General features: G+C 39.7%; 22 protein-coding genes. 6 read left to right on the top strand and 16 right to left on the bottom strand.

The window, feature by feature from the left end; genetic code table 11:
• The first annotated feature begins 9 nt into the window (after nucleotides 1-9).
• Nucleotides 10-1,554, top strand: coding sequence for a hypothetical protein (locus CLV81_RS04910; RefSeq protein ID WP_106143924.1), 1,545 nt, complete (start codon nucleotides 10-12; stop codon nucleotides 1,552-1,554).
• Nucleotides 1,555-1,696: 142 nt separating this feature from the next.
• Nucleotides 1,697-2,866, top strand: coding sequence for a histidine kinase (locus CLV81_RS04905; protein WP_245911921.1), 1,170 nt, complete (start codon nucleotides 1,697-1,699; stop codon nucleotides 2,864-2,866).
• Here CLV81_RS04905 and CLV81_RS04900 read toward each other — a convergent pair.
• Nucleotides 2,863-3,606 carry a lysophospholipid acyltransferase family protein gene (locus CLV81_RS04900; RefSeq protein ID WP_106143923.1) on the bottom strand — a complete coding sequence of 248 codons (744 nt, stop codon included), beginning with the start codon at nucleotides 3,604-3,606 and terminating at the stop codon, nucleotides 2,863-2,865. The genes CLV81_RS04905 and CLV81_RS04900 overlap by 4 nt on opposite strands.
• Before the next feature lie 72 nt (nucleotides 3,607-3,678).
• On the opposite strand from CLV81_RS04900, the gene trpS reads away from it, so the two are divergent.
• Nucleotides 3,679-4,647, top strand: a complete 969-nt coding sequence (gene trpS, locus CLV81_RS04895; RefSeq protein ID WP_106143922.1) for a tryptophan--tRNA ligase — start codon at nucleotides 3,679-3,681, stop codon at nucleotides 4,645-4,647.
• Here the strand turns inward: trpS and dprA are convergent.
• Nucleotides 4,644-5,756, bottom strand: coding sequence for a DNA-processing protein DprA (gene dprA, locus CLV81_RS04890; RefSeq protein WP_106143921.1), 1,113 nt, complete (start codon nucleotides 5,754-5,756; stop codon nucleotides 4,644-4,646). The two genes, trpS and dprA, sit on opposite strands and share 4 nt — an antisense overlap.
• A 105-nt stretch (nucleotides 5,757-5,861) precedes the next feature.
• Here dprA and CLV81_RS04885 point away from each other — a divergent pair, with 105 nt between their 5' ends.
• Nucleotides 5,862-6,806, top strand: coding sequence for an HU domain-containing protein (locus CLV81_RS04885; RefSeq protein ID WP_106143920.1), 945 nt, complete (start codon nucleotides 5,862-5,864; stop codon nucleotides 6,804-6,806).
• A 55-nt stretch (nucleotides 6,807-6,861) separates the two neighbouring features.
• Nucleotides 6,862-7,374, top strand: coding sequence for an acyl-CoA thioesterase (locus tag CLV81_RS04880; RefSeq protein ID WP_106143919.1), 513 nt, complete (start codon nucleotides 6,862-6,864; stop codon nucleotides 7,372-7,374).
• On the opposite strand, the gene CLV81_RS04875 is transcribed toward CLV81_RS04880, so the two are convergent.
• The 7 genes from CLV81_RS04875 to CLV81_RS04845 form a co-directional block, all read right to left on the bottom strand.
• Complete coding sequence (locus tag CLV81_RS04875; protein WP_106143918.1) at nucleotides 7,371-8,207, bottom strand: aldo/keto reductase; 837 nt, start codon at nucleotides 8,205-8,207, stop codon at nucleotides 7,371-7,373. The genes CLV81_RS04880 and CLV81_RS04875 overlap by 4 nt on opposite strands.
• Nucleotides 8,208-8,210: 3 nt before the next feature.
• Entirely contained in the window at nucleotides 8,211-9,401 is a 1,191-nt protein-coding gene (locus tag CLV81_RS04870) for a murein hydrolase activator EnvC family protein (RefSeq protein ID WP_245911919.1), read from the bottom strand.
• Nucleotides 9,402-9,435: 34 nt separating this feature from the next.
• Complete coding sequence (gene lolB1, locus CLV81_RS04865; protein ID WP_106144909.1) at nucleotides 9,436-10,200, bottom strand: lipoprotein insertase outer membrane protein LolB1; 765 nt, start codon at nucleotides 10,198-10,200, stop codon at nucleotides 9,436-9,438.
• A gap of 16 nt (nucleotides 10,201-10,216) precedes the next feature.
• Complete coding sequence (locus CLV81_RS04860; RefSeq protein WP_106143916.1) at nucleotides 10,217-11,119, bottom strand: tetratricopeptide repeat protein; 903 nt, start codon at nucleotides 11,117-11,119, stop codon at nucleotides 10,217-10,219.
• 32 nt (nucleotides 11,120-11,151) lie between these two features.
• On the bottom strand, nucleotides 11,152-12,168 hold the full coding sequence (locus CLV81_RS04855; protein ID WP_106143915.1) for a sugar nucleotidyltransferase: 1,017 nt from the start codon (nucleotides 12,166-12,168) through the stop codon (nucleotides 11,152-11,154).
• 33 nt (nucleotides 12,169-12,201) lie between these two features.
• Nucleotides 12,202-12,636 carry a dUTP diphosphatase gene (gene dut, locus CLV81_RS04850; RefSeq protein ID WP_106143914.1) on the bottom strand — a complete coding sequence of 145 codons (435 nt, stop codon included), beginning with the start codon at nucleotides 12,634-12,636 and terminating at the stop codon, nucleotides 12,202-12,204.
• Nucleotides 12,637-12,699: 63 nt separating this feature from the next.
• Complete coding sequence (locus CLV81_RS04845) at nucleotides 12,700-14,175, bottom strand: lipopolysaccharide biosynthesis protein (RefSeq protein ID WP_106143913.1); 1,476 nt, start codon at nucleotides 14,173-14,175, stop codon at nucleotides 12,700-12,702.
• 138 nt (nucleotides 14,176-14,313) lie between these two features.
• On the opposite strand from CLV81_RS04845, the gene CLV81_RS04840 reads away from it, so the two are divergent.
• Nucleotides 14,314-15,969 carry a sulfatase family protein gene (locus tag CLV81_RS04840; RefSeq protein ID WP_106143912.1) on the top strand — a complete coding sequence of 552 codons (1,656 nt, stop codon included), beginning with the start codon at nucleotides 14,314-14,316 and terminating at the stop codon, nucleotides 15,967-15,969.
• Nucleotides 15,970-15,979: 10 nt separating this feature from the next.
• On the opposite strand, the gene CLV81_RS04835 is transcribed toward CLV81_RS04840, so the two are convergent.
• The 7 genes from CLV81_RS04835 to atpB all read right to left on the bottom strand — a co-directional run bounded on the left by CLV81_RS04835 (nucleotide 15,980) and on the right by atpB (nucleotide 22,299).
• A complete protein-coding gene (locus tag CLV81_RS04835) occupies nucleotides 15,980-17,203 on the bottom strand; it encodes an MFS transporter (RefSeq protein WP_170068325.1) in 1,224 nt (407 codons plus the stop codon).
• Nucleotides 17,204-17,278: 75 nt separating this feature from the next.
• Entirely contained in the window at nucleotides 17,279-18,139 is an 861-nt protein-coding gene (atpG, locus tag CLV81_RS04830; protein ID WP_106143911.1) for an ATP synthase F1 subunit gamma, read from the bottom strand.
• A 104-nt stretch (nucleotides 18,140-18,243) separates the two neighbouring features.
• Nucleotides 18,244-19,824: a F0F1 ATP synthase subunit alpha gene (gene atpA, locus CLV81_RS04825; protein ID WP_106143910.1), complete on the bottom strand. Its 1,581-nt coding sequence runs from the start codon at nucleotides 19,822-19,824 to the stop codon at nucleotides 18,244-18,246.
• A 2-nt stretch (nucleotides 19,825-19,826) separates the two neighbouring features.
• Nucleotides 19,827-20,366 (bottom strand): ATP synthase F1 subunit delta, encoded by a 540-nt coding sequence (gene atpH / locus CLV81_RS04820; RefSeq protein WP_106143909.1) that lies wholly within the window; start codon nucleotides 20,364-20,366, stop codon nucleotides 19,827-19,829.
• Nucleotides 20,367-20,373: 7 nt separating this feature from the next.
• Nucleotides 20,374-20,874: a F0F1 ATP synthase subunit B gene (locus CLV81_RS04815; RefSeq protein WP_106143908.1), complete on the bottom strand. Its 501-nt coding sequence runs from the start codon at nucleotides 20,872-20,874 to the stop codon at nucleotides 20,374-20,376.
• A gap of 74 nt (nucleotides 20,875-20,948) precedes the next feature.
• Nucleotides 20,949-21,143, bottom strand: a complete 195-nt coding sequence (gene atpE, locus CLV81_RS04810) for an ATP synthase F0 subunit C (protein ID WP_014032715.1) — start codon at nucleotides 21,141-21,143, stop codon at nucleotides 20,949-20,951.
• Between the two features lie 37 nt (nucleotides 21,144-21,180).
• Nucleotides 21,181-22,299, bottom strand: coding sequence for a F0F1 ATP synthase subunit A (gene atpB / locus CLV81_RS04805; protein ID WP_106143907.1), 1,119 nt, complete (start codon nucleotides 22,297-22,299; stop codon nucleotides 21,181-21,183).
• Between the last annotated feature and the right edge of the window lie 57 nt (nucleotides 22,300-22,356).

Genomic DNA, 22,356 nt, shown 5'->3' with positions numbered 1-22,356 from the left:
GATTTAAGAATGGGGAAAAAGAATTTAGAGCAATTGTTCAAGGATACTTTCCAGGACTTTCATGAGTCTCCAGACGATAACGTCTGGAAGTCTATTGAGGCCACGTTGGACAAAAAGAAAAACAAAAAACGGGTCATTCCCATTTGGTGGCAATTGGGTGGTGTCGCTGCACTCTTTGCCATTTTGTTCTTTGCCATCAATCCCTTGGATAGCTCAAAAGAAACGGATAATAACAACCAAATTCAGGTTGTTGATACAGAAAACAAAGACGAATCTCTTCCTGAAACCAAAGTCATTGATTCAATAAAGAATTCTCCTCAGACAACAGTTGCTTCGGAAGAAGGAGATTCTGTAAATGAATCTGTAAGTGAAGATGAAGAAGGTTCCTCAAATCTTAATTTGAACAAATCCAACTCAAACGGTCTTGCGAGTTCCGATGAATCTGTTAAGGAAGCTAAAGTGACTGAGGGCAAGGAACAATCAAACCCCAGTTCCAGTTTGGAAACCGCAGTTGCCCAAAACACTAATTCGACTTCTGAAGCTAACAATACGCAAAATCCCGTTAATCAAATCTTGGATGATCCTGAAAACAAAACCCAAGATGCGGTGGTTGCAGTAGATAAACAAATGCAAGAAGAGGAAAGCTTGGGTATACTTGAAAAGGATGGTAAAGAAAGTTTGAATAGCCAAGAAAGTGAAGTGGCACAGGCAGACATTGAAAAGAAAGTTGAAAAAGAGTTGCCCGAGAAAAAATCCATTTATGATGCTATTGCTGAAAAAAATGCTGAGGATGAAGAAGAGCTTTTAGCTGAAAATAGAGAGAGCAAATGGGCAGTAGGTCCTTCCGTAGCACCTGTGTACTTTACAGGAACAGGAGAAGGCTCGCCAATACATTCCAATTTTAGTTCTAATTCCAAATCAGGCAATGTAAATTTAAGTTATGGGCTCACCGTGACTTATAATTTGGGAAAACGCTTAAAGGTCAGGTCTGGAGTACATCGGGTGGATTACGGTTATGATACCAACGAAGTTTTGTTCTCTTCCTCTTTGGAGGGTTCTACCAATGAGCTTATTGATAATATTAATTATACAGAAACATCCAGGAATTTAGTGATTCAAAGCAGTAAAAGTGTTCCTGACAGGGCAGCTGTGGATAATTTCTCCGAAATACAATCCAATGAGACTTCTGCCTTGAGTGGAGAAATGGTGCAGCAGCTAGGATATATAGAAGTTCCTTTGGAGCTTAACTATGCCCTTATTGATAAAAAATTTGGAGTTGATATTATTGGCGGGTTCAGTTCCCTATTCCTTGTGGACGATACCATTTTATTGGAGTCTGATGAATTGGTCACCGAAGTAGGAGAGGCTAACAATGCCAATTCCATCAATTTTAGCACCAATGTAGGTTTAGGCTTCAACTACAAAGTTTCTCCAAAAGTGCAATTAAATCTAGAACCTATGTTTAAATATCAGCTGAACACCTTTTCAGAGACCGCAGGGCCATTCAGACCATTCTCTGTTGGTGTTTACAGTGGCGTCAGCTTAAAGTTTTAGGCATTAAAGAAGTTGGTTAGGAAGATTGTCCCTTTAGACAATCACTAAGCGCCCCACCTGTTATGGTGGGGTGTTTTCGTTTTTGAATCCCTATACATCAATTTTTTAGTAAATTGACTGTGCAACCTAATCATCAATAATTTTGGAAACTGAGAGCTTCGAGGATATCCTTGTTTACTTTTCCAAGTCCTTAATGGGAAAAGAAAACGAGGAAGACATTCTTTGGGATTTAGCAAAGAATTGTATTTCGAAACTAGGTTTTGTGGACTGTGTCATTTACTTAGTTGATGAAAAGAACAATCTGCTGGTACAAAAATCCGCTTACGGTCCAAAGAATCCTAGGGACCAAAAACTCCATAATCCTGTTAAAATTCCCTTAGGTGAAGGGATAACGGGAACTGTGGCTTTGACCGGGGTTCCGGAGATTGTTTCGGATACGTCAATAGATTCACGTTATATAGTGGATGATGCTTTAAGGCTTTCCGAAATATGTGTTCCCATTAGTTACGAAAAAGTAATATACGGTGTAATAGACTGTGAACATCCAGAAAAATCCTTTTTCAATGAGCAGCACCTTAAAATGCTTTCTGTTATAGCTTCCATTTGTGCTATAAAAATCAAGAGTGTTAGGGCCAATGTTGCGCTTATTGAAAAACAACAAAATCTTCTGAGGATAAAGGAGGAAATGGTTGAGCTGAAGTTGAAGGCCCTAAACTCCCAGCTTCATCCTCATTTTGTTTTCAACGTTATTAACGCCATTCAGTATTTCGTGACTTCTGAGAATAAAAAGTCTGCATTGGATTATCTTTCCCTATTTAGTAAGCTTCTTCGCTTTAATTTAAAGTATCTCGAATTGGACACTGTTTCATTGAAAGATGAAATAGAGATGCTGAATTGGTATCTCAAACTGCAGATGCTTCGATATGACAACCAGTTTGAATATGAAATCACAGTAGATGAGGATTCAAAAAAACTGAACGCCGTTATTCCTGCTTCAGTTACACTCACTCTATTTGAAAATCTCATTGAATTTGCAATGTACAATCAGCACAAAAATGAAAAATTGAACGTCGCCTTTACGATTTCCGAATTATATGTCCATCTGAAAATACAATATATCCACGATGCCATCATATCGGCAGTCGAATACAAGCCTAAGTATAGAACCCATGTAATGAAGTGGGAAGATCAAATTGATTTACTGAATGCGGCAAAAAATTACAACATCAAAAAAGAGATTACCTCTTCAAAAAACAAAGGCAAAGAAATCGGTGAAATTACGGTTAGGCTACCAAACCTAATTTCCGACTAGCGAGTTGCCTCCTCAAGTTCACTCAAAATTCCTTGTCTAACTTCTTCATTCAACTTTTTCTTATCTTCTTCGTTTAGCTTATCGGTATTAAAAAAATGAAGCATTTTGGCTCGCATTCTACCTGGACCCCCGCTTAGAAAGGTGAAAGAAAATCGTTTTTTGTTATCCAAGAAAACAATGGGGACAACCGGAATCTTATGCGCAATAGCCATTTTAAAAGCTCCGTCTTTGAAGGTGTCGAGTAATACGGATTCATCTGGAACACCTCCCTCCGGAAAAATACAAATACTTAAGCCCTGATTTAGTCTTCGTTGGGCGCGACGATACACTCCTGTTCTGCTTTTCACATCATCTCTATCAACCATGATGCACACACGTTTATAAAAAAAACCAAAGACCGGTATTTTTACCAACTCTTTTTTTCCTACAAAAACAAAGGGGTTTTGACTCACGAGAAGCATCAACATAATGTCTAGCATGCTAGTATGATTAGCAACCAACATATAGCTCTTGCCCTTTTCCAATTTTTCTTGATATTCAATTCTTGGCAAACAACCCATTCCATAAATAATGGGCCTTGCCCAAAAATTTCTGGCCAACCAAAAAAACTGAGGGTATGTCCTTTCTGAAAACGTAGTAGCTAAAAGTAGAGGAAGGAAAAGAAAAATCAAGATAGCAACCAAAAAATAGAACCATATTCGATACAAGACATGACCTATATTTTTTAGTAGTTTCAGCACCGTTTCAAATGTAATGATATCACTTTATATTTTTTGAATTCTTTTACCTTTGTCGCTTCACAAAACAAAAGCATGGCGCGAATTTTAACAGGGGTTCAAAGTACGGGAACACCACATTTGGGAAATATTTTGGGAGCTATAATGCCAGCTATTCAAATGGCAAAGGACCCAAACAACGAGTCTTTCCTATTTATTGCAGATATGCATTCTCTTACTCAGATAAAGGATGGGAAACAACTTCGTGAAAACACCTACGCCACAGCAGCAGCTTGGTTGGCATTCGGTTTGGATATTGAAGAAACGGTTTTTTACAGACAGAGTGATGTGCCGCAGGTAACGGAACTAGCCTGGTACCTGAGTTGCTTTTTTCCCTATCAGCGTCTTACTCTGGCACACTCGTTTAAAGATAAGGCAGACCGTCTTGAAGATGTAAATGCAGGTTTGTTCAACTATCCTATGTTGATGGCTGCAGATATTTTGTTGTACGATGCGGATATCGTACCTGTAGGCAAAGACCAACTACAGCATTTGGAAATGACCCGAGACGTTGCCTCACGGTTTCATCATCAAATGGGAGAAACTTTCGTGTTTCCACAGGCCAAAGTTCAACAGGAAACCATGTATGTTCCTGGCACGGATGGACAAAAAATGAGCAAGAGCAAGGGAAATATTATCGATATCTTCCAAACTGACAAAAAACTGCGCAAACAGGTTATGGGCATTGTCACGGACAGCACTCCCATGGAAGAGCCAAAGGACCCAAGCAAAGACAATGTTTTTGCATTATACAAAGTATTGGCCTCTGAGGAACAAATTGAAGAAATGAGTGCCAACTATCTTGCAGGAAATTATGGGTATGGGCATGCAAAACAAGCTTTGTACGAAGTGATTGTGAAAAAATTTGAAGAACCTCGAGAAAAGTTTGCCTACTACATGGAGCATTTGAACGAGATTGATGAAGCGTTAGCAATTGGAGCGGAAAAAGCCAAGAAAGTAGCTAGTGAAGTATTACAAAGAGTAAGAGAAAAAGTAGGGTATTAAATCGCTTCGAATAATTTTCCAGGTAGATTCCGAACAACGCCCTTCATTTCCATGGCCAAAAGGGTGGACGAAGCCTTGAAAATGGGCAATTGGCATTCCAGTGCCACTGAATCCAGTTCTTGTTTCCCTTTAGATTGTAGAAAGTCGTAAATGGATTGTTCGGTAGGTTCCAATTCCACAAAAAGTTGCTTCTGGGCCGAAGATGGTGATTTCTGATTTGTTTCTTCCCAGTTCCATCCTAGAAAATAGACCAATTCCGCTGCTGAGGTGAGCATATGGGCCTTTTGTTTTTGTATCAGATCATTACAACCCTTACTATACTTATCGGTATATCTCCCTGGAACTGCAAAAACCTCGCGATTATAACCATTGGCAAGGTCAGCAGTAACCAAGCTTCCTCCTTTTTCAGCAGACTCTATCACTATTGTAGCCTCACTGATTCCAGCGATAATTCGATTCCGTTTCAAGAAATTCTCCCTATCCGGGTTACTACTGCTCCAAAACTCAGTAACAAAGCCTCCATTTTCCATAACCTTCTTGGCATATTTGAGGTGGTTTTTTGGATACATTTGATTTAATCCATGTGCCAAACAACCTATAGTTTGCAAACCATGCTCAACAGCCAATTTTTGAATGGTGATATCCACCCCATATGCAAACCCACTTACGATGATTGGGTCCAAAGGGGCAATACCTGAAATGAATTGTTCGCAGAAGGCTTTTCCATAACTAGTGATATTTCGAGTGCCAACAACACTTATAATTCTTCTTCTATCCCAGTTGATTTTTCCTTTGCTGAAAAGAGCTATCGGGGCATCCACACAATGCTTTAAAAAGTGGGGATAGTCCTCATCTTCAAAATAGGTGATATGAATATTCTCCTTTTGAATAAACTGTAATTCTTTTTCGGCTTTATGTAGGTGTTTTATATCGGAAAGCTCTTTTACAATAGTGTGCCCGACTCCATGCAAACGGGAAAGTTGCTTTATTTTATCGTAAAAAACAGCTTTTGGGCTTCCACAATGGGCAATAAGTTTCTTTGCAGTTATATTGCCAACGTTTCGGGCAGATTGCAAACGAAGGAGTGCAATTATTTCGTTTTCAGTCACTTAATTTTAGATTTGGGATGTTTCCGAAATTACGGTTTTTTAGATGTTAATAAAAAGTGATAAGCCTTATTTTCCTCTTTTAGTTTTTTTTTAATATTTGCGGGAATGCGTATTGAGGGGTACATATCAAGTTTGTTGTTTGATTACAATTGTGTGATCGTACCTGGTTTTGGTGCCTTTCTGGCCCACACAAAATCTGCAGAAATTGATTCTTCATCCAACCGATTGATTCCACCCTTAAAAACGGTTTCCTTTAATTCTCAATTGACCACCAACGATGGTGTTTTAGTTTCCCATATAGCCAAAGAGAAAAAACTGGATTATGATTCCCTTTTGGGAGAAATTGAATCCGTGGGGCAAGATTGGAAGGATAGAATGAGCAATGGGGAACAAATTGAATTGTTTGGTGTTGGAAAATTATGGCTAAGTGCTGGAGGGAAAATACAGTTTCAACCTGAAAACAAGACCAACTATCTCACTTCTTCATTTGGTATGGCCTCAGTAAGCGCTATCCCAATACAACGCGAAATCCTAAAAGAAGAAGTAGAAGAGCTTGAAAACAACATCCCATTCATTATTACCCCCGAGAAAAGGGAAAGCACTTCATTTAGACCATGGTTGTCCTATGCTGCGGTTATCCTGTTGATGATTTCTGCTGGTTTCACTGGTTTTAGAGCGTATGAGGGTTTTCAAAACAAACAGGTTGTTGCTCAAGAAGAAGCACAAAAAGTGGTTTCACAGAGGATTCAAGAAGCTACCTTTTTTAGTGGAAAACCCATCGAACTTCCATCAGTCAATCTTACATTGAACAAAAAGTCGCAAGGTAAACATCATGTTGTTGCAGGAGCCTTCCGAATTGAGGAAAATGCTGAGAAAAAGGTGGCCCAATTGAAGAAAAAAGGTTACAACGCACGTTATTTAGGAGTGAACAAATATGGCCTCCACCAAGTTTGCTATTCCAGTTTTGAAGACCCAAAGGAAGCTCTTACCTTTCTTCGAAAAATAAGAAATACAGAATCCAGAGATGCCTGGTTGCTCTCGGAAAAATAATCCTGTTCCCTCTTCGATTAAGTCTATCCACTGATTTATCTTTGCCAAAAAAAGTATGGCGCCTAAAAACCCGAAGGATTCCAAAACTGTGATGACCGATATGGTCCTTCCCGGAGAAACCAACCCCTTGAACAATCTTTTTGGAGGTGAATTGTTGGCTCGTATGGATAGGGCTGCAAGTATCGCCGCACGTAGGCATAGCCGAAGGATTACGGTTACTGCATCAGTAAATCATGTTGCCTTTAATAGAAATGTTCCTTTGGGCAGTGTGGTAACCATAGAAGCATCACTTTCACGGGCCTTTAGGACATCTATGGAAGTTTATATTGATGTATGGATGGAAGATCGGTTTACGGGTGAGCGCTCCAAGGCCAATGAGGCCATTTATACTTTCGTCGCTGTAGACGAAACCGGAAAACCGACAGAGGTTCCGGAAATCGTTCCTGAGACGGATTTGGAAAAAGAACGGCATGCCGGAGCACTTCGAAGAAAACAATTGAGCTTGGTTTTGGCAGGGAAAATGAAACCCGGAGAAGCAACAGAACTAAAAGCTCTTTTCACTTCTTAGAAATCAAAATTATCTGGGTCGGGACCGAATCTTTTCCCTTGATCCATTGCATCCAATAGTTTCATATCACTTTCTTCAAGCTCAAAGTCAAAAATTTGGGCGTTGGAAATGATTCGCTCTTTTTTTACCGACTTTGGAATGGTGACAACCCCTTTCTGAAGATCCCACCTCAAAACAATTTGGGCAATGGTTTTTCCATATTTGTTGGCCAACTGTTTGAATTGGTCCATTTCAAAAATCTGACCCTGCATCATAGGAGACCAAGCCTCATATTGGATTCCCTTTTCTTGACAAAAATCTAGCAAATCCTGTTGTACCAAATACGGGTGGAACTCCATTTGATTTACCATGGGGACCACTTCTGAGTCTGCCATCACATCCTCAAGATGGTGTTGAAGAAAATTGCTCACCCCAATAGCCCTTACCCTTTTTTCCTTGTATAGCTTTTCAAGTGCCTTCCAAGTGTCTTTGTACAATCCTTCTTTCGGCCAATGAATTAGGTATAGGTCCAAATAATCCAAATCGAGACGTTTCAAACTGTCATCAAAGGCCTTTAGAGTGGATTCAAAGCCTTGGTCATTATTCCAGACCTTGCTCACCACAAATATATCTTCACGATTTACGGAACTCTGCCTAATGGCCTCACCTACTCCTTTCTCATTTTTATAAATTGAAGCAGTATCTATATGTCTATAACCATGTTCCAGGGCGTTGTCAATAGCCTGGATTACTTCATTTCCATCCTTGGACAAGTAGACTCCCAAACCAAAATATGGCATCTTTACGCCGTTGTTCAATTCAAAAGTGCCTTGTAAATCAGTGATTTTTTCCATTTTCTATAATTGATATATCCATTCCTCCGGATTCAGTCGGTTGGAATCCCGGTACAAGTAGAATTTTAGTTTTGTACTGCCATCAAACCGACTGGTATAAATATCGCCCAAAACTTCTTTAGCTGAAACTTTATCCCCTTTTTTCACATAGAGTTTAGACAGGTTATAATACGTGCTAATATAATTTCCATGTTTTATTTGCACGCCTCTACTGCCTCCAGGAACGCTAAGAATCGCAATTACTTCACCTTCAAAAATTGCTCTCGCTTTGCTTCCTTTATCGGTAGTAATGGTAACACCATTGTTTCGATGTTCGATGCCTGGGTACAACTTGTCCTTGTAAAGACCATACCCTTGACTTTTAATTCCTTTTTCAACAGGCCATATCAATTTTCCTTTGTTAGCTGAAAAATTGGTAGCTACAATTTTCGCCTCAGGGGTAAGTGCAAACGTACGGGTACTTGTGTTGCCAGTCCTTTTGTTTGTGCTCACAATGGCACTTTTAATTAACCGTTCAATCTCCCTGTCAATTCGTCGGGCCTCCTTGCGTTTTTTATCTATTGCAGCAGTGTAGCGAGCTTCATTCTGTTTTATACTCGTCAACAGCTCTTTTTGGGATGCTATTTCCTTGGTTAGTGTGTTCTTGGCGCTTCGATTTTCTGCTAGAAGCTGCTCCTTCAACTTCCTTTGTTCCAGTAAATCTTTATTGAGAGCTGTCAGTTCAGATGTTTTAGTAGCGATGGATTCCCCCTGCTTTTTTCTGTGTTGGGCATACTGCTTCATATACTGCAATCTTTTCAACGCCTGATAAAAGTTGTCCGAAGACAAAAGGAACATCAATCTATTGTTCTGTGCCTTATTTTGATACGATTTTTTAATCAACTGGGCATAATCCTCCTTGAGGAGCTTCAAATCCTCTCTGAGCTTACTTATCGTTCTTATGTTAACATTAATCTGCCGGTTTAAGAGATTTGATTGTTGATTAGTGAGCCTGATAAGTTCCTGACGAACATTTATTTTCTTATCCAATGCCTCCATCTGGTCAATCACATCGCCTTTTTCCTTCCTCTCAGCAAACAGTAATCTATTGATTTCCTTGATTTCCTTCTGAAGTCTTTCCCTTTTGGCTTCCAACGCCTTTTGCTCTCCTGTTTGCCCGTATAAACCACATACCGATATACATGTAATCAGCATTATAACAACATGGTATGTAGATTTAATTGACATATTACTTCAATATAATTTCTTCATATCCCTTAGGAATTTTAAAGGGAAAATTTAAGGCTTTGTCCAATTCCAAGTTACGAAAATCCAAGTCTATGGTTGTTCTATCCTTTTTGTCCAGCGCAACAACCTTTACAGAGTTTGGAAATATCTTTCCAGAAATATCCTGATAAGTATATTCTGCACTCAAAAATCGATTTTCTTCAGGTTGAAGGACTTCTTGTGTCGCAATCTTAAAATATTTTGGTTCCAACTGGAACAAAAGCAAAAAGAGTTCTTTGGCTTTCCTAGGTTTCAATTGGTAGTTTCCGTCGGCAACTTTTGAAGTGAATTTTTCTTTTCTCATATCTAAGATAGCGTTGCCCAACAACAAATTTTGAACACTTGCAAAGTCAAGTTCGGTACCCAATAACTCACTTAGAAAACTAAAGTCCCCATCAAAATATTCCCCTTGCAGTTTATTGTAAAATGATACCTTTTCCGGAGTGATATGTGCTTTTACAACACCTAAAGGAGCACTTATCCAGATAACCTTGTCTTTTTCCATTCGAAGACTAACGGAAATACCTTGTCTGTCCTTTCCGTTGAAATAATCAATCTTTACTTTACCTCTTAGAGTTTTAAAGTCTTCTTGATTCCCATAATGATTGGCAATAATCTTCTTTGTTGAAATGGAGTCGTCCACCTCACCACCAACTACATTTTTTGTGCTTTTGCACGCTACGACCAAAAGCATCAACGAAATAAAAAACATCAATTGTTTCGACATTGTCTCCCAATTATTCTTATGAACCACTTTGAATCTTATTGGCATATTCATTGGCCTTCTTATCATTCCCCATGGAAGCAAAAGTCTCAGATAACGCTTTATAAATACTATTTTTCAAAGCATTGTTGTCAAAGATGACGTCTAGGGCCCCTTCCAATATTTCAATTCCTTTTTGTTTTTGGTTGGTTTTGGTTAAAGCTAGACCATATCCGTACTGAAAATAGGGCTGTAGGGGATAGGTTTCTATCGCTTCCTTAGAAACAACTTGCAGTGTTTTGAAATCTGATGTGGAAATGAGCCCATCTATCCTTTTTTTATACTGTTCAATTGGGTCTTCCTTTACTGGAGATTTATCGACTATAACGGTTTTTGTAATACGCCTTCTTTGGAGCGAGTCCTCTATCCTTTGTCTTAAGCGGTTTGTAGAAATGGTCTTGGGAAGATTGTCCAATTGCCTCAGTGCTTCCCTGTATTTTCCTTTATTGAAATATACTTTGGCTAAATTCTCCTGTAGGTCAGCATTTTTGAGTGGAATCCTGTCCGAAAAAGCGTCAATGGTGTTGCCTTGCTTATCAAGAATTGAAATGAAATGCTCCAAATACCAATAATTTTCAGGCTCAATTTCTAGCGCAAGAATCGCATAACCTTGAGCCAAGTTGTATTTTTTATCCAAAAAGTAGGCTCGAGCCAATTCATAATCAACGACCACATTGTCTGGTTGCAGGTTTTTACATTCCAACAACTTTTCAGTGGCTCGGTCATAATTCTGTATCCCCTTTTGTTTCAACGCCTCAAAAAACAGATTTTGAAACTCATCGGTATATTCTTCCAGGAAAAGCTCAGCGCTTTCCTCCTCTTGAGCCCAAATGCCCAAGGGTACACAAAAAATCAATAAAGCCCACCATATCCTCCTCTTCATTCTACCTATAGTTTTATGCTCTCTGTCAAAAATCACTTCATTTCAGAATAGTCTCCAAGACTTACCGTTTCGAACTTACCATCAAAAACCACATAATTCCCTATCATGGCATTGTCCAAATTGGCATTGGATATCTTACTCTCATTTTGGATTATACTATTCTTTACTGTCGAATTCTCCAATTTTGTATTTGAACCGATGGAAACGTAAGGTCCAACCGTAGTATTTTTTATTACCACTCCTTCCCCTATAAAACAAGGTTCCACAATATTGGCATTTTCTAAAGTAATATCAGCAGAAATGAGGCTCTCTCCATCCTTCTCCAAAAAGCCCAGCATTCTCTGATTTGTCTCCACGGTAACCTCCTTGTTCCCACAATCCATCCATTCATCTACTCTTCCTGGCACAAACTTCATGCCCTTATCCATCATTCGTTTTATCCCATCATTGATTTGATATTCTCCGCCATGCATCACATTGTTATCCAACACATATTGAAGCTCATCCTTTAGCACCCCAACATCCCTGAAGTAGTATATCCCAATAACCGCTAAATCAGAAACAAATTTCTTTGGCTTTTCCACCAATTCAACTATTTGATTCTTTTCACTCAACTTAACCACCCCATACGCTTCAGGGTTGTCTACCTGTTTTACCCAAATAACACTATCTGCAGATTTGTCCAAATCAAAATCAGCTCGAATTAAAGTATCTGCATAAGCAATCACCGCCGGTCCACTCAGTGATTCTTTGGCACTCATAATGGCATGACCCGTTCCCAAAGGCTGGTCTTGCCTATAAATGGACCCTTTTGCCCCCAAACTTTGAGCCAATTTCTTTAGGCTCTCAACAACGTCATCACCAAAAAAAGCAGGGTCTCCCAAAATAAAAGCCACCTCTTCAATGGGCTCTCCCAAAACCTTGGCAATATCACTGACCAGACGATGCACAATGGGTTTCCCTGCAACCGGTATTAGTGGTTTGGGAACCGTTAATGTATGTGGCCTAAGTCGGGACCCTCTCCCCGCCATTGGGACAATTATCTTCATTATCTAATAGTATAACGTGGTTAGTATTTGTTTTTATTGTGTTCCGGTGCTTCCAAATCCTCCTGAACCCCGATCTGTTTCAGTTAACTGTTCAACCTCTTCCCATTCTACCCTTTCATGTTTAGCAATCACCATCTGCGCTATCCGCTCTCCATCATTGACAATAAATTCTTCATTTGAAAGATTGACCAAAATAACACCCACTTCACCACGATAATCCGCATCTACGGTGCCCGGTGCATTGAGAACAGTGATACCCTTTTTAGCAGCCAAACCGCTCCTAGGCCGTACCTGCGCTTCAACTCCTACCGGAAGTTCAATAAAAATACCAGTCGGAATAATGCTCCGTTCCAAGGGTTTCAGCATAATTGGCACATCCAAATTGGCCCTCAAATCCATTCCCGCAGAGGCTAACGTCTCATAGTGGGGCAAATCGTGGTTGGATTTGCTAATTATTTTGACTTTCATTTTTTTGATTTGGCTGTATAATGGTTAGAATCATATTTCGGAAAGTACTATCTCTATCCCTATTTACTGTGTTTTGGATGTGGATTGAAAAATGGTACGGAGATTTTCTCCTTCCAACTTATATATCAATATCAAAAATAACAAAAGAAGCGCCCCTCCAGCTATTAAATTTCGGTTAAAAACGTAAAAGGAAAGCACTGAAAACAGAATGGACAATCCCAAATAGAAGGTAATCTTCCTCATGTTGTAAGGAATTGGATAATGCTTCTTTCCAAGAGAATACGAAAGAATCATCATAGTGGCATACGCAATCAAAGTTGCCAGGGCAGAAGCCATGTAACCAATTTTTGGAATGAAAACAAAATTGATAAATAAAGTTGCAAGCGCTCCAACGGATGAGATGTAGGCGCCATATTTTGTCTTATCCGTAATTTTATACCATACCGATAAATTATGATAAATGCCTAAACAAAGGCTCCCCAATAGAATAATGGGAACAACATCCAACGCTTCCCAATACACAGAATTGCGAATCAACAGTTTTGCAAGAACATTTATAAAAACCACAACTCCCAGGAGAATTACGCTACCCAATATGATAAAATAGTTGGTAATCTGAGCGTAGGTTTTCTGAGGGTTTTCCTTATTGGCATGACTGAAGAAAAACGGTTCCACTCCCATTCGAAAAGCAGTTCCAAACAATGTCATGAACAAAGCCAGTTTATAGCAAGCCCCATATTTTCCCACTTCAGCCTCTGCGATGTTATCCGGAAGCAACTCTGTAAGTAGAATTTTATCCAGAACCTCATTTATTGTAAAAGCAATTCCAGCTATAAGGATAGGTCCCGCATATTTCAGCATCTGTTTCCAAAGGGAAACATCAAAGCGAAATTTAACCCTGAAATAGGTTGGTAAAAGGAACAATAGTGTAATTCCACTTGCAATGATGTTGGAAATAAATATGTACTGGATTTCCCAACCTTCTCTATATAATGAGGCCGTAAAGCCTTCATTGTTTTCCCCCGACATCCCAGGAAGTATCAATAGGAAAAACACATTAAAGCCCAAATTTATGGCCACATTGATAACCTTTAGCAAGCCATACCGCATGGGCTTTTCATTGGCTCTCAGTAATGCAAATGGTACGATTGCCAATGCATCCAAAACCAGGATATAGGTAGTAAACCGAATGTATTCCGCATCTATATTGGTGAAATTTGCAAACCAACCCTTAACGGTCATGGCAAAAATCAAAAACAATAGAGATGAACCTAATAAGGAGAGAAGTGCTGTTGAAACTACATTTTCTTTATCCTTATTCTTGTTATAAAACCTAAAGAATGTAGTTTCCATACCATAAGCCAAAAACACATTGAAAATGGCAATCCAAGCATAAATGTTGGTGTATTGTCCGTATCCTGAGGCATTTTCAAATACCGAAGTGTACAACGGTAACAGGAAAAAAGAAATGACCCTTGGCAATACAGTGGCCAATCCATAAATAAAGGTTTGCTTAAAGAGCTTTTTTAAAGGATTCAACTAGGATTGGTTTAACCCTGTGCAAGTTACACAAAACCGTGAAGTTGCTATCACCTGAATACATGAATAACGGATTCCGAAGAATTTCAAAAAACAGACTTAAATATTCGCTATCTTCATAGACTAACTGTAAGACCAATGAAAACTCTCCATATCCCTTTGGTTCTCTCCTTTGTTTGCATGTTTATTTTCACGGGCTGCCAAGAAAAAAAAGAGGAAAAAGCAAAGGTTACTGAACGGCCCAACATCATATTCATAATGTCTGATGACCATGCTTATCAGGCGATTAGTGCCTATGACGACAGGTTAATTCAAACCCCTAATATTGACCGTATTGGAAAAGAAGGTATCGTTTTTACCAATGCCTGCGTTTCCAATTCAATATGTGCACCTTCAAGGGCCACCATACTAACGGGAAAACACACCCATATCAACGGTAAAGTGGATAACCAAATGCCCTTTGATACTACCCAAGTTACATTCCCACAGATTTTTCAAAATGCAGGTTATCAAACCGCTATGTTCGGAAAACTTCATTTTGGGAATAATCCCAAGGGCGTGGACGAATTCATGATTCTTCCTGGACAGGGTTCCTACATCAACCCTGATTTTATTACAAAAACCGGAGATACTACCCGAATTGAAGGTTACGTGACCGACGTCATCACAGATTTGACATTGGATTGGTTGGATACCAAAAGAGATACGGTAAAACCCTTTATGCTGATGTATCTACATAAAGCCCCACATAGACCGTGGTGGCCTAGACCGGACAAATTCAAGGAATTTTTGGGCAAGGAGTTTCCGGAACCTGAATCTTTGTTCGATAACTATGAGAATAGAGGGACTGCGGCAAGGACCGCGGAAATGAATTTGCTGAACGACATGATGTACAACCATGACAGCAAAATTAGACCAGAGGTAACCTCAAGAATGAAAAACCTTAGTCCAAAGGTAAGAGAGTATGAAGGTGGGTTTGATAAACCCTATACGGAACGAATTACAGAAGCACAGAAGGCGGCCTATGAACCTATACTTGATGTCATAAACAAAGATTTTGAAGAGCATTGGCCTAATATGACCGAAGAAGAAAAAATGAAATGGAAATATCAAAGATACATGCAGGATTACCTGGCTTGTGTCTCTTCGGTCGACGACAATATAGGGCGGGTTTTGAGTTATTTGGATGACAACAATCTATCTGACAATACAATGGTGGTCTATACCTCTGATCAAGGGTTCTATCTGGGAGAGCATGGTTGGTTTGATAAGCGGTTTATTTACAACGAATCCTTCAAAACTCCTTTATTGATTCGTTGGCCCAATCAAATCAAACCAGGAATCACCAATGAAGAAATGGTGCAAAACCTAGATTTCGCCCAGACCTTTTTGGATGCGGCCCAAATAGAAGCCCCTGAAGATATGCAAGGAGAAAGTTTAATGCCACTTTTAACTAGCAATACTGAAGGATGGACTCGTGATGCAGTTTACTATCATTACTACGAATACCCGGCCGTACATCAAGTAAAAAGACACTATGGGATTGTTACTATTGACTATAAACTGGCTCATTTCTATTATGATGTTGACGAATGGGAACTATATGACCGAAAGAAAGACCCACAGGAAATGAACAATGTCTACGATGACCCCGCTTACGCTGATGTAGTCAAGGAACTGAAAGTAAAATTGGATGAGCTACGAGTACAATACAAAGATTCGGATGAATTAAACCAACAATATATTGAAATCCATAAGGCCAATAATATTGATTCTCCGCTCAACAAGTCTTGAGACCATCTCTTTAAAGACTACCAGCGGTATCCATTCGCTTCATTGCCGTTATGGCAAGAATAAGAGCAATCAATAAAAAAATCGCACCGAGTGCATAAGCCGCTCCGGGAAAGTAAAAGGTGGTTTCAGGACGAATGAAATAATAGAACACCGGCGCAAATACCAATTGGCCAAGAATAGCAGTTATGCTTACCAAACTCGTAATGGAGCCCTGAAGGATGCCCTGTTCCTTTTCAGAAACTTGGTTCGAAATTATACCTTGCACGGTTGGTCCGGCTATCCCGCCAAGTGCATAAGGAATCAAAAATGCATATAACATCCAAGGTTCGTCAGCTTGGGAGAACAAGAACATTCCCAAGGTCCAAAGTAAAAATCCAATGGTAACTACTTTTCGTTTCCCAAACCATTCTACTGCTTTGCCTACCAAAAAGCCTTGAACAAAAGCCACCAATAAACCTACAACGACCAAAGAAACTCCAATTTGCTTTGGACTCCAACTAAAAAGCTCAATACAGTAATAAGACCATACCGACGGTAAAGCCTGCCCAGCCAAATTTGCCATAAAAAAGGCAAATATCAATATCAACACCCCTTTATATCTTCGTAATGCGACCAAAGAAACCCCGGGAATCATTTTCATTTTATCTATGGGTCTTCTCTTTTCTTTGGATAAAGATTCAGGTACCACGAAGTATCCAAACAGAAAGTTTGCAAAAGTCAAACCTGCAGCAATGTAGAAGGGTAATCGAATATTGATATCTCCGAAAAATCCCCCAATACCGGGACCAATGATAAACCCCAACCCAAAAGCAGCACCAATTAAACCGAAGTTCTTTGCCTTTTCTTCTACCGTACTGATATCTGCAATGTAGGCCGTTGCAACAGTCACACTGGCTCCAGTAATACCCGCCAAGAACCGTCCAACAAAAAGCCACATAATGGTGGGTGCCCAAGCGTGAACCAAATAATCAAAACTTAATCCAAGAAGGGATAATAAAAGAATGGGCTTACGACCGTACCTATCAGAAATCTCACCCATTACCGGAGAAAACAAAAACTGCATTCCCGCAAAAGCCGTGGTCAACCACATTCCATAAATCACAGCCATATGGTTTCCTTCGCCCGTTAATTGCATGATAAACTCAGGAATTATTGGTGCAATAATTCCAATACCGATAACATCAACCAAAATGGTGATGAAAATAAAAAGTAATGCAGTCTTCTTAGATTTCACTGGAACTTGGTTTATCTCCAATAAAAAGCCCCACTATAAAGTGAGGCTTGTATGTTGTTTTACTGAACAAATTTTTTAATTGTTCAATGCTTCAGCTCCACCAACAATCTCAAGGATTTCATTGGTAATCGCAGCTTGTCTTGCTTTGTTATACGTCAACTTCAACTGGTCTCTCAATTCTTTTGCATTATCGGTAGCTTTGTGCATAGCTGTCATACGGGCTCCATGTTCACTGGCGAAAGAATCTCGGATAGCCTTGTACAATTGAGTCTTTAATGATTTCGGAATCAGCTGCTCAACAATCTCCGCTTTTTCCGGTTCAAAGATGTAATCTCCACCGTTTTGATTATCTCCCTCAATGGGTACGATGGGCAAAAATTGCTCCGTCATTACGATTTGAGTAGCGGCATTTTTGAACTTGTTATACACCAATTCAATTCTATCATAATCGCCATCTGTGAATCTGGCCATCAACTCTTCGGCAATTTCAGAAACGGCGTCAAACGTCAAGTCATCAAAGACCTCGCTTTTGTTGCCAACTACGTTTGATTTTTTACTCAATCCGTCGTTCACCTTTTTTCCAATGGCCACGAAATCGACTTCTTTACCTGCATAGGTGTCATTCACCAATACAGCACATTGCTTTGCGATGTTGGAGTTAAAAGCACCGCAAAGTCCCCTGTTCGATGAAATTGCCACTACTAAAACCTTGTTTACCTCGCGATTATCGGCATAAGCACTCCCAGCATCACCATCCAAGCTGGCGCTTAAACTTTGTAAAAGTTCGGTAAGCTTATTGGCATAAGGACGCATGGCCGTAATGGCATCCTGGGCTTTCTTCAACTTGGCAGCAGAAACCATTTTCATGGCACTGGTAATCTGCATGGTTGAGGAAACCGTGGAAATTCTATTGCGTATTTCTTTTAAGTTTGCCATTCTATTTGTTTGTCATTCCGCAATTGATGCGTAAACCTTTTAGATAGTCTGGATTCCTACCTCCCTTTGACTGTGCTCAGAATAAAGGCAGGAATAACAGTTCATTATCCTCTATATTTTTCTGAAAGATCTTTACAAACAGCTGTCAATGTTTCAGTCACCTCATCGGTCAATTTTCCAGCTTTTAACGTATCCAACACGCCTCTGTGCTTGGCATTTAAGAACTCAATGAAATCTCTTTCAAATTCTTTTACCTTGTTAACAGGCACATCACGCAAAAGATTCTTAGAACCTGCAAAAATAATAGCCACCTGGTCTTCTACCGTAAATGGGTCATTTTGTGCTTGCTTCAAAATCTCCACGTTTCTACGCCCCTTTTCAATCACATTTAAAGTAGCAGCATCCAAGTCAGAACCGAATTTCGCGAACGCTTCCAATTCACGGAACTGGGCTTGGTCCAATTTCAAAGTTCCTGCCACTTTCTTCATGGACTTAATCTGAGCAGAACCACCCACACGTGATACGGAAATACCTACATTAATCGCTGGTCTAACTCCTTGGTTGAATAGATCCTGCTCCAAGAAAATCTGACCATCCGTAATGGAAATTACGTTGGTGGGGATATATGCGGAAACGTCACCTGCTTGTGTCTCAATAATCGGAAGCGCAGTTAAAGAACCTCCACCTTTCACCATAGGCTTCAAAGTATCCGGAAGGTCATTCATGTTCTTTGCAATGTCATCATCCGCAATCACCTTTGCAGCACGCTCCAACAATCTTGAGTGAAGGTAGAAAACGTCACCTGGGTATGCTTCACGTCCTGGAGGTCTTCTTAAAAGAAGAGACACCTCACGATAGGCAACGGCTTGTTTTGATAAATCATCATAGATAATCAAAGCAGGGCGACCTGTATCTCTAAAATACTCTCCAATTGCTGCACCTGCAAACGGAGCATATACCTGCATAGGCGCAGGGTCAGATGCATTTGCTGCAACTATGGTAGTATATGCCAAAGCTCCTTTATCTTCCAAAGTCTTCGCGATAGCAGCAACGGTTGATGCCTTCTGTCCCACGGCAACATAAATACAGTACACAGGCTCACCAGCATCATAAAATTCTTTCTGGTTTAGGATGGTATCGATACAAACCGTAGTCTTTCCTGTCTGACGGTCGCCAATTACCAACTCCCTTTGCCCTCTTCCAATTGGAATCATGGCATCAATCGCTTTAACCCCAGTTTGCAATGGCTCATTTACCGGCTGACGATAGATAACACCAGGTGCTTTTCGTTCCAAGGGCATTTCATAGGTTTCACCAGAGATAGCACCTTTACCATCAATGGGGTTACCCAAAGTATCCACAACACGACCAACAATACCTTCACCAACATTAATAGAAGCGATACGTTGTGTTCTTTTTACAGTTGCACCTTCCATTACTAGCTTAGATGGGCCCAACAATACAACACCTACGTTATCTTCTTCCAAGTTCAAAACGATACCTTCCATACCTCCATCGAACTCAACCAACTCTCCGTACTGAGCATTGGAAAGTCCGTAAACCCGGGCAATACCATCACCTACTTCCAAAACGGTACCTACTTCATCCAAAGATGCCGTAGCTTCAAACCCAGATAATTGTTTTTTTAATATTGCTGATACTTCAGCGGCTTTTACTCCTGCCATTTTTATAGACTATTTGTAAATTCTCTTTTTAATCCGTTCAATTTGTTCGAGATACTGGCGTCGTATTGCAAATCTCCTACGCGCAACACAAATCCTCCTAAGATGCTTTCATCTATTTTGTTCTCGAGGGTGACCTTTTTCCCTGTCATTTTGGTCACCTCTGCCAATATTTTCTTTTCAAGAGCAGCGTTTAAAGGAACTGCGGAAGTAACATAAGCTACATCCTCACCTTTCATCTGCTCATATTGAATGATATACTTCAAGGCCACTTCCTTGAGCAAATCCACTCTTTTGTTATCCGTTAAAATTCCTAATAGACCCTTGGTAATCTCACCGCAGTCCTTAAAAATTTCATTAAGGATATTCTTTTTATCCGCATTCTTTACCACAGGGCTTCCCAATAGCGTAGCCAACTCCTTGTTCTCCGCGATAGTATCCTTGATAAGACGCATGTCTTTTTCGACCTTATCTGCGGATTTTTTTTCTACGGCGAAATCAAGGGTCGCTTTTGCGTAACGTATGGCAGCTCTTCCTTCGTTCATAGTGGTTTTAGTTCAATTTGATGTCCCCCAACATATCATCAACCAACTTTTGTTGCTTGCTTTTGTTGGATAGTTCATCCTTGATTACTTTCTCTGCGATATCTATGGAAAGTGTGGCCACTTGGGCTTTGATATCTGCAACTGCGGCTTTCTTTTCACTTTCAATAGTGGCTTGCGCCTTTGCAATCATTTTGTCCCCTTCTTTCTGGGCTTCCTCTTTGGCATCAGCCAAGATTTTCTCCTTAAGCTCTCTGGCTTCTTTTAAAAGGGACTCTCTTTCGGCACGAGCTTCTTTCAACAAGCTCTCACTATCTGCTGTGATATTTTGCATTTCTTTCTTGGCAGATTCCGCAGCATCTAAAGCATCTTGGATTCCTTTTTCTCTATCTTCCAACGAATTCAAGATAGGCTTCCATGCAAATTTTACCAACAAGAAAATAAGACCTATTAGTAACACGGTTTGCATTACAAATAGTCCTGGTGAAAAATCGTTTAATAGTTGTTCCATAATCTTATTTCTTTTTTAAACACCATTTTGCAACCAATCGTTGCAAAATGGTGCGTTTTTGTTTTGCGATTGGATTACTTTCCTAAGAAAAGCGCACCGAATGCCAAACCTTCCAATAGTGCAGCGATAATAATCATCGCAGTTTGGATTTTACCAGTAGCTTCTGGTTGACGAGCAATACCTTCCATGGCACTACCACCAATTTTACCCAATCCGATACCTGCACCGATTACAATAAGGCCTGCACCTACTAAATTTGGAACTGTCATAATAATCTATTTCTAGTTAAACAAAATAAAATTCTCGTTAATGATGATCGTGTTCTTCCACTGCCATTCCAATAAACAGCGCAGATAGCATAGTAAATATGTATGCTTGCAAGAACGCAACCAAAACTTCAATTAATGTTATAAAGAATGAAAGCACGAATGAGAGACTTGTTGCTCCCACAGCACCCATTTCAGATTTCATAGTAACCATAATGGCAATCAAACTCATTACCACAATATGCCCTGCGGAAATGTTCGCAAACAAACGAACCAATAATGAGAATGGTTTAATCAGAAATGCTCCTGCCACTTCAATAATGGCAAGAACTGGACGAATTAAATACGGTACACCAGGCATCCACAACATGTGACCCCAATATCCTTTGTTACCTTTAAAGGTGTATATAATTAAAGTGAAAATGGCCAAAGCTGCCGTTACCGCTAATTGACCTGTAACATTAAATCCTAAAGGGGTTAATCCCAATAAATTCAGTATCCAGATAAAGAAGAAAACTGTCAATAAATATCCCGTGAATTCTCGGTATCTTTTCTCACCAATATTTGGTCTTGCGATTTCATCTCTTACGTATAGCACTAGAGGCTCAAGTACTCGTCCAAAACCTGTTGGAATCTGTTTCTTTTTATACTGCCTTGCCAATCCTGCAAACCAGATAAACATTAAAAGCCCAACTAATAGAATACCAAATACACTTTTGGTAATGGAAAAGTCCAATACTTTGTGGGCGTTGGTTGGGTGATGCGTTTCATCAAAAGAAATTGCCTCAGCACCTTCTTCCAATTCATAAATCTTACTATGCAATTTTACAAAACGCGTTCCATTAGCCTCAACAATTTGATGCCCTGAATCATCATGATGAAATTTGGAGGACATGAACGTGGTCAATCCTTTACTTGACCATACAATTACCGGAAGTGGAAATCCAACATGTTTGCGTTCTCCGTGACTGTCGGTATATGAAAAAAGGTGAAAGTCATGTGCGTCTTTAATGTGGTGTAAGATATATTCTCCCACTTCATCTTTGGTGTCTACTGCTCCATCGTGGCCTTCATCACTTTTTGCAAATAAAGATGAATTAAGCAGTAAAATAAATAAGGTTGTCAGAACTAGGTTTGGCTTACGTAAAATCTTTGTCATTTTTTGCTAATTACCCCTCCTTAAAAATCTGCGCAAAGGTAATTAGTTATATAAGAT

Origin of the sequence: Flagellimonas meridianipacifica, from assembly GCF_003001695.1 — a bacterium.
Lineage (GTDB): Bacteria > Bacteroidota > Bacteroidia > Flavobacteriales > Flavobacteriaceae > Flagellimonas > Flagellimonas meridianipacifica.
Note: the sequence above shows the minus strand (reverse complement) of the source record. Positions and strands in the feature narration are given on the sequence as shown.

Coding starts and splice junctions, on each gene's coding strand:
- CLV81_RS04910 (WP_106143924.1), top strand. CDS start 10: ATGGGGAAAAAGAATTTAGAGCAATTGTTCAAGGATACTTTCCAGGAC.
- trpS (WP_106143922.1), top strand. CDS start 3,679: ATGGCGCGAATTTTAACAGGGGTTCAAAGTACGGGAACACCACATTTG.
- CLV81_RS04885 (WP_106143920.1), top strand. CDS start 5,862: ATGCGTATTGAGGGGTACATATCAAGTTTGTTGTTTGATTACAATTGT.
- CLV81_RS04880 (WP_106143919.1), top strand. CDS start 6,862: ATGGCGCCTAAAAACCCGAAGGATTCCAAAACTGTGATGACCGATATG.
- CLV81_RS04875 (WP_106143918.1), bottom strand. CDS start 8,207: ATGGAAAAAATCACTGATTTACAAGGCACTTTTGAATTGAACAACGGC.
- CLV81_RS04870 (WP_245911919.1), bottom strand. CDS start 9,401: ATGCTGATTACATGTATATCGGTATGTGGTTTATACGGGCAAACAGGA.
- lolB1 (WP_106144909.1), bottom strand. CDS start 10,200: ATGTCGAAACAATTGATGTTTTTTATTTCGTTGATGCTTTTGGTCGTA.
- CLV81_RS04860 (WP_106143916.1), bottom strand. CDS start 11,119: ATGAAGAGGAGGATATGGTGGGCTTTATTGATTTTTTGTGTACCCTTG.
- CLV81_RS04855 (WP_106143915.1), bottom strand. CDS start 12,168: ATGAAGATAATTGTCCCAATGGCGGGGAGAGGGTCCCGACTTAGGCCA.
- dut (WP_106143914.1), bottom strand. CDS start 12,636: ATGAAAGTCAAAATAATTAGCAAATCCAACCACGATTTGCCCCACTAT.
- CLV81_RS04840 (WP_106143912.1), top strand. CDS start 14,314: ATGAAAACTCTCCATATCCCTTTGGTTCTCTCCTTTGTTTGCATGTTT.
- atpG (WP_106143911.1), bottom strand. CDS start 18,139: ATGGCAAACTTAAAAGAAATACGCAATAGAATTTCCACGGTTTCCTCA.
- atpA (WP_106143910.1), bottom strand. CDS start 19,824: ATGGCAGGAGTAAAAGCCGCTGAAGTATCAGCAATATTAAAAAAACAA.
- atpH (WP_106143909.1), bottom strand. CDS start 20,366: ATGAACGAAGGAAGAGCTGCCATACGTTACGCAAAAGCGACCCTTGAT.
- CLV81_RS04815 (WP_106143908.1), bottom strand. CDS start 20,874: ATGGAACAACTATTAAACGATTTTTCACCAGGACTATTTGTAATGCAA.
- atpE (WP_014032715.1), bottom strand. CDS start 21,143: ATGACAGTTCCAAATTTAGTAGGTGCAGGCCTTATTGTAATCGGTGCA.
- atpB (WP_106143907.1), bottom strand. CDS start 22,299: ATGACAAAGATTTTACGTAAGCCAAACCTAGTTCTGACAACCTTATTT.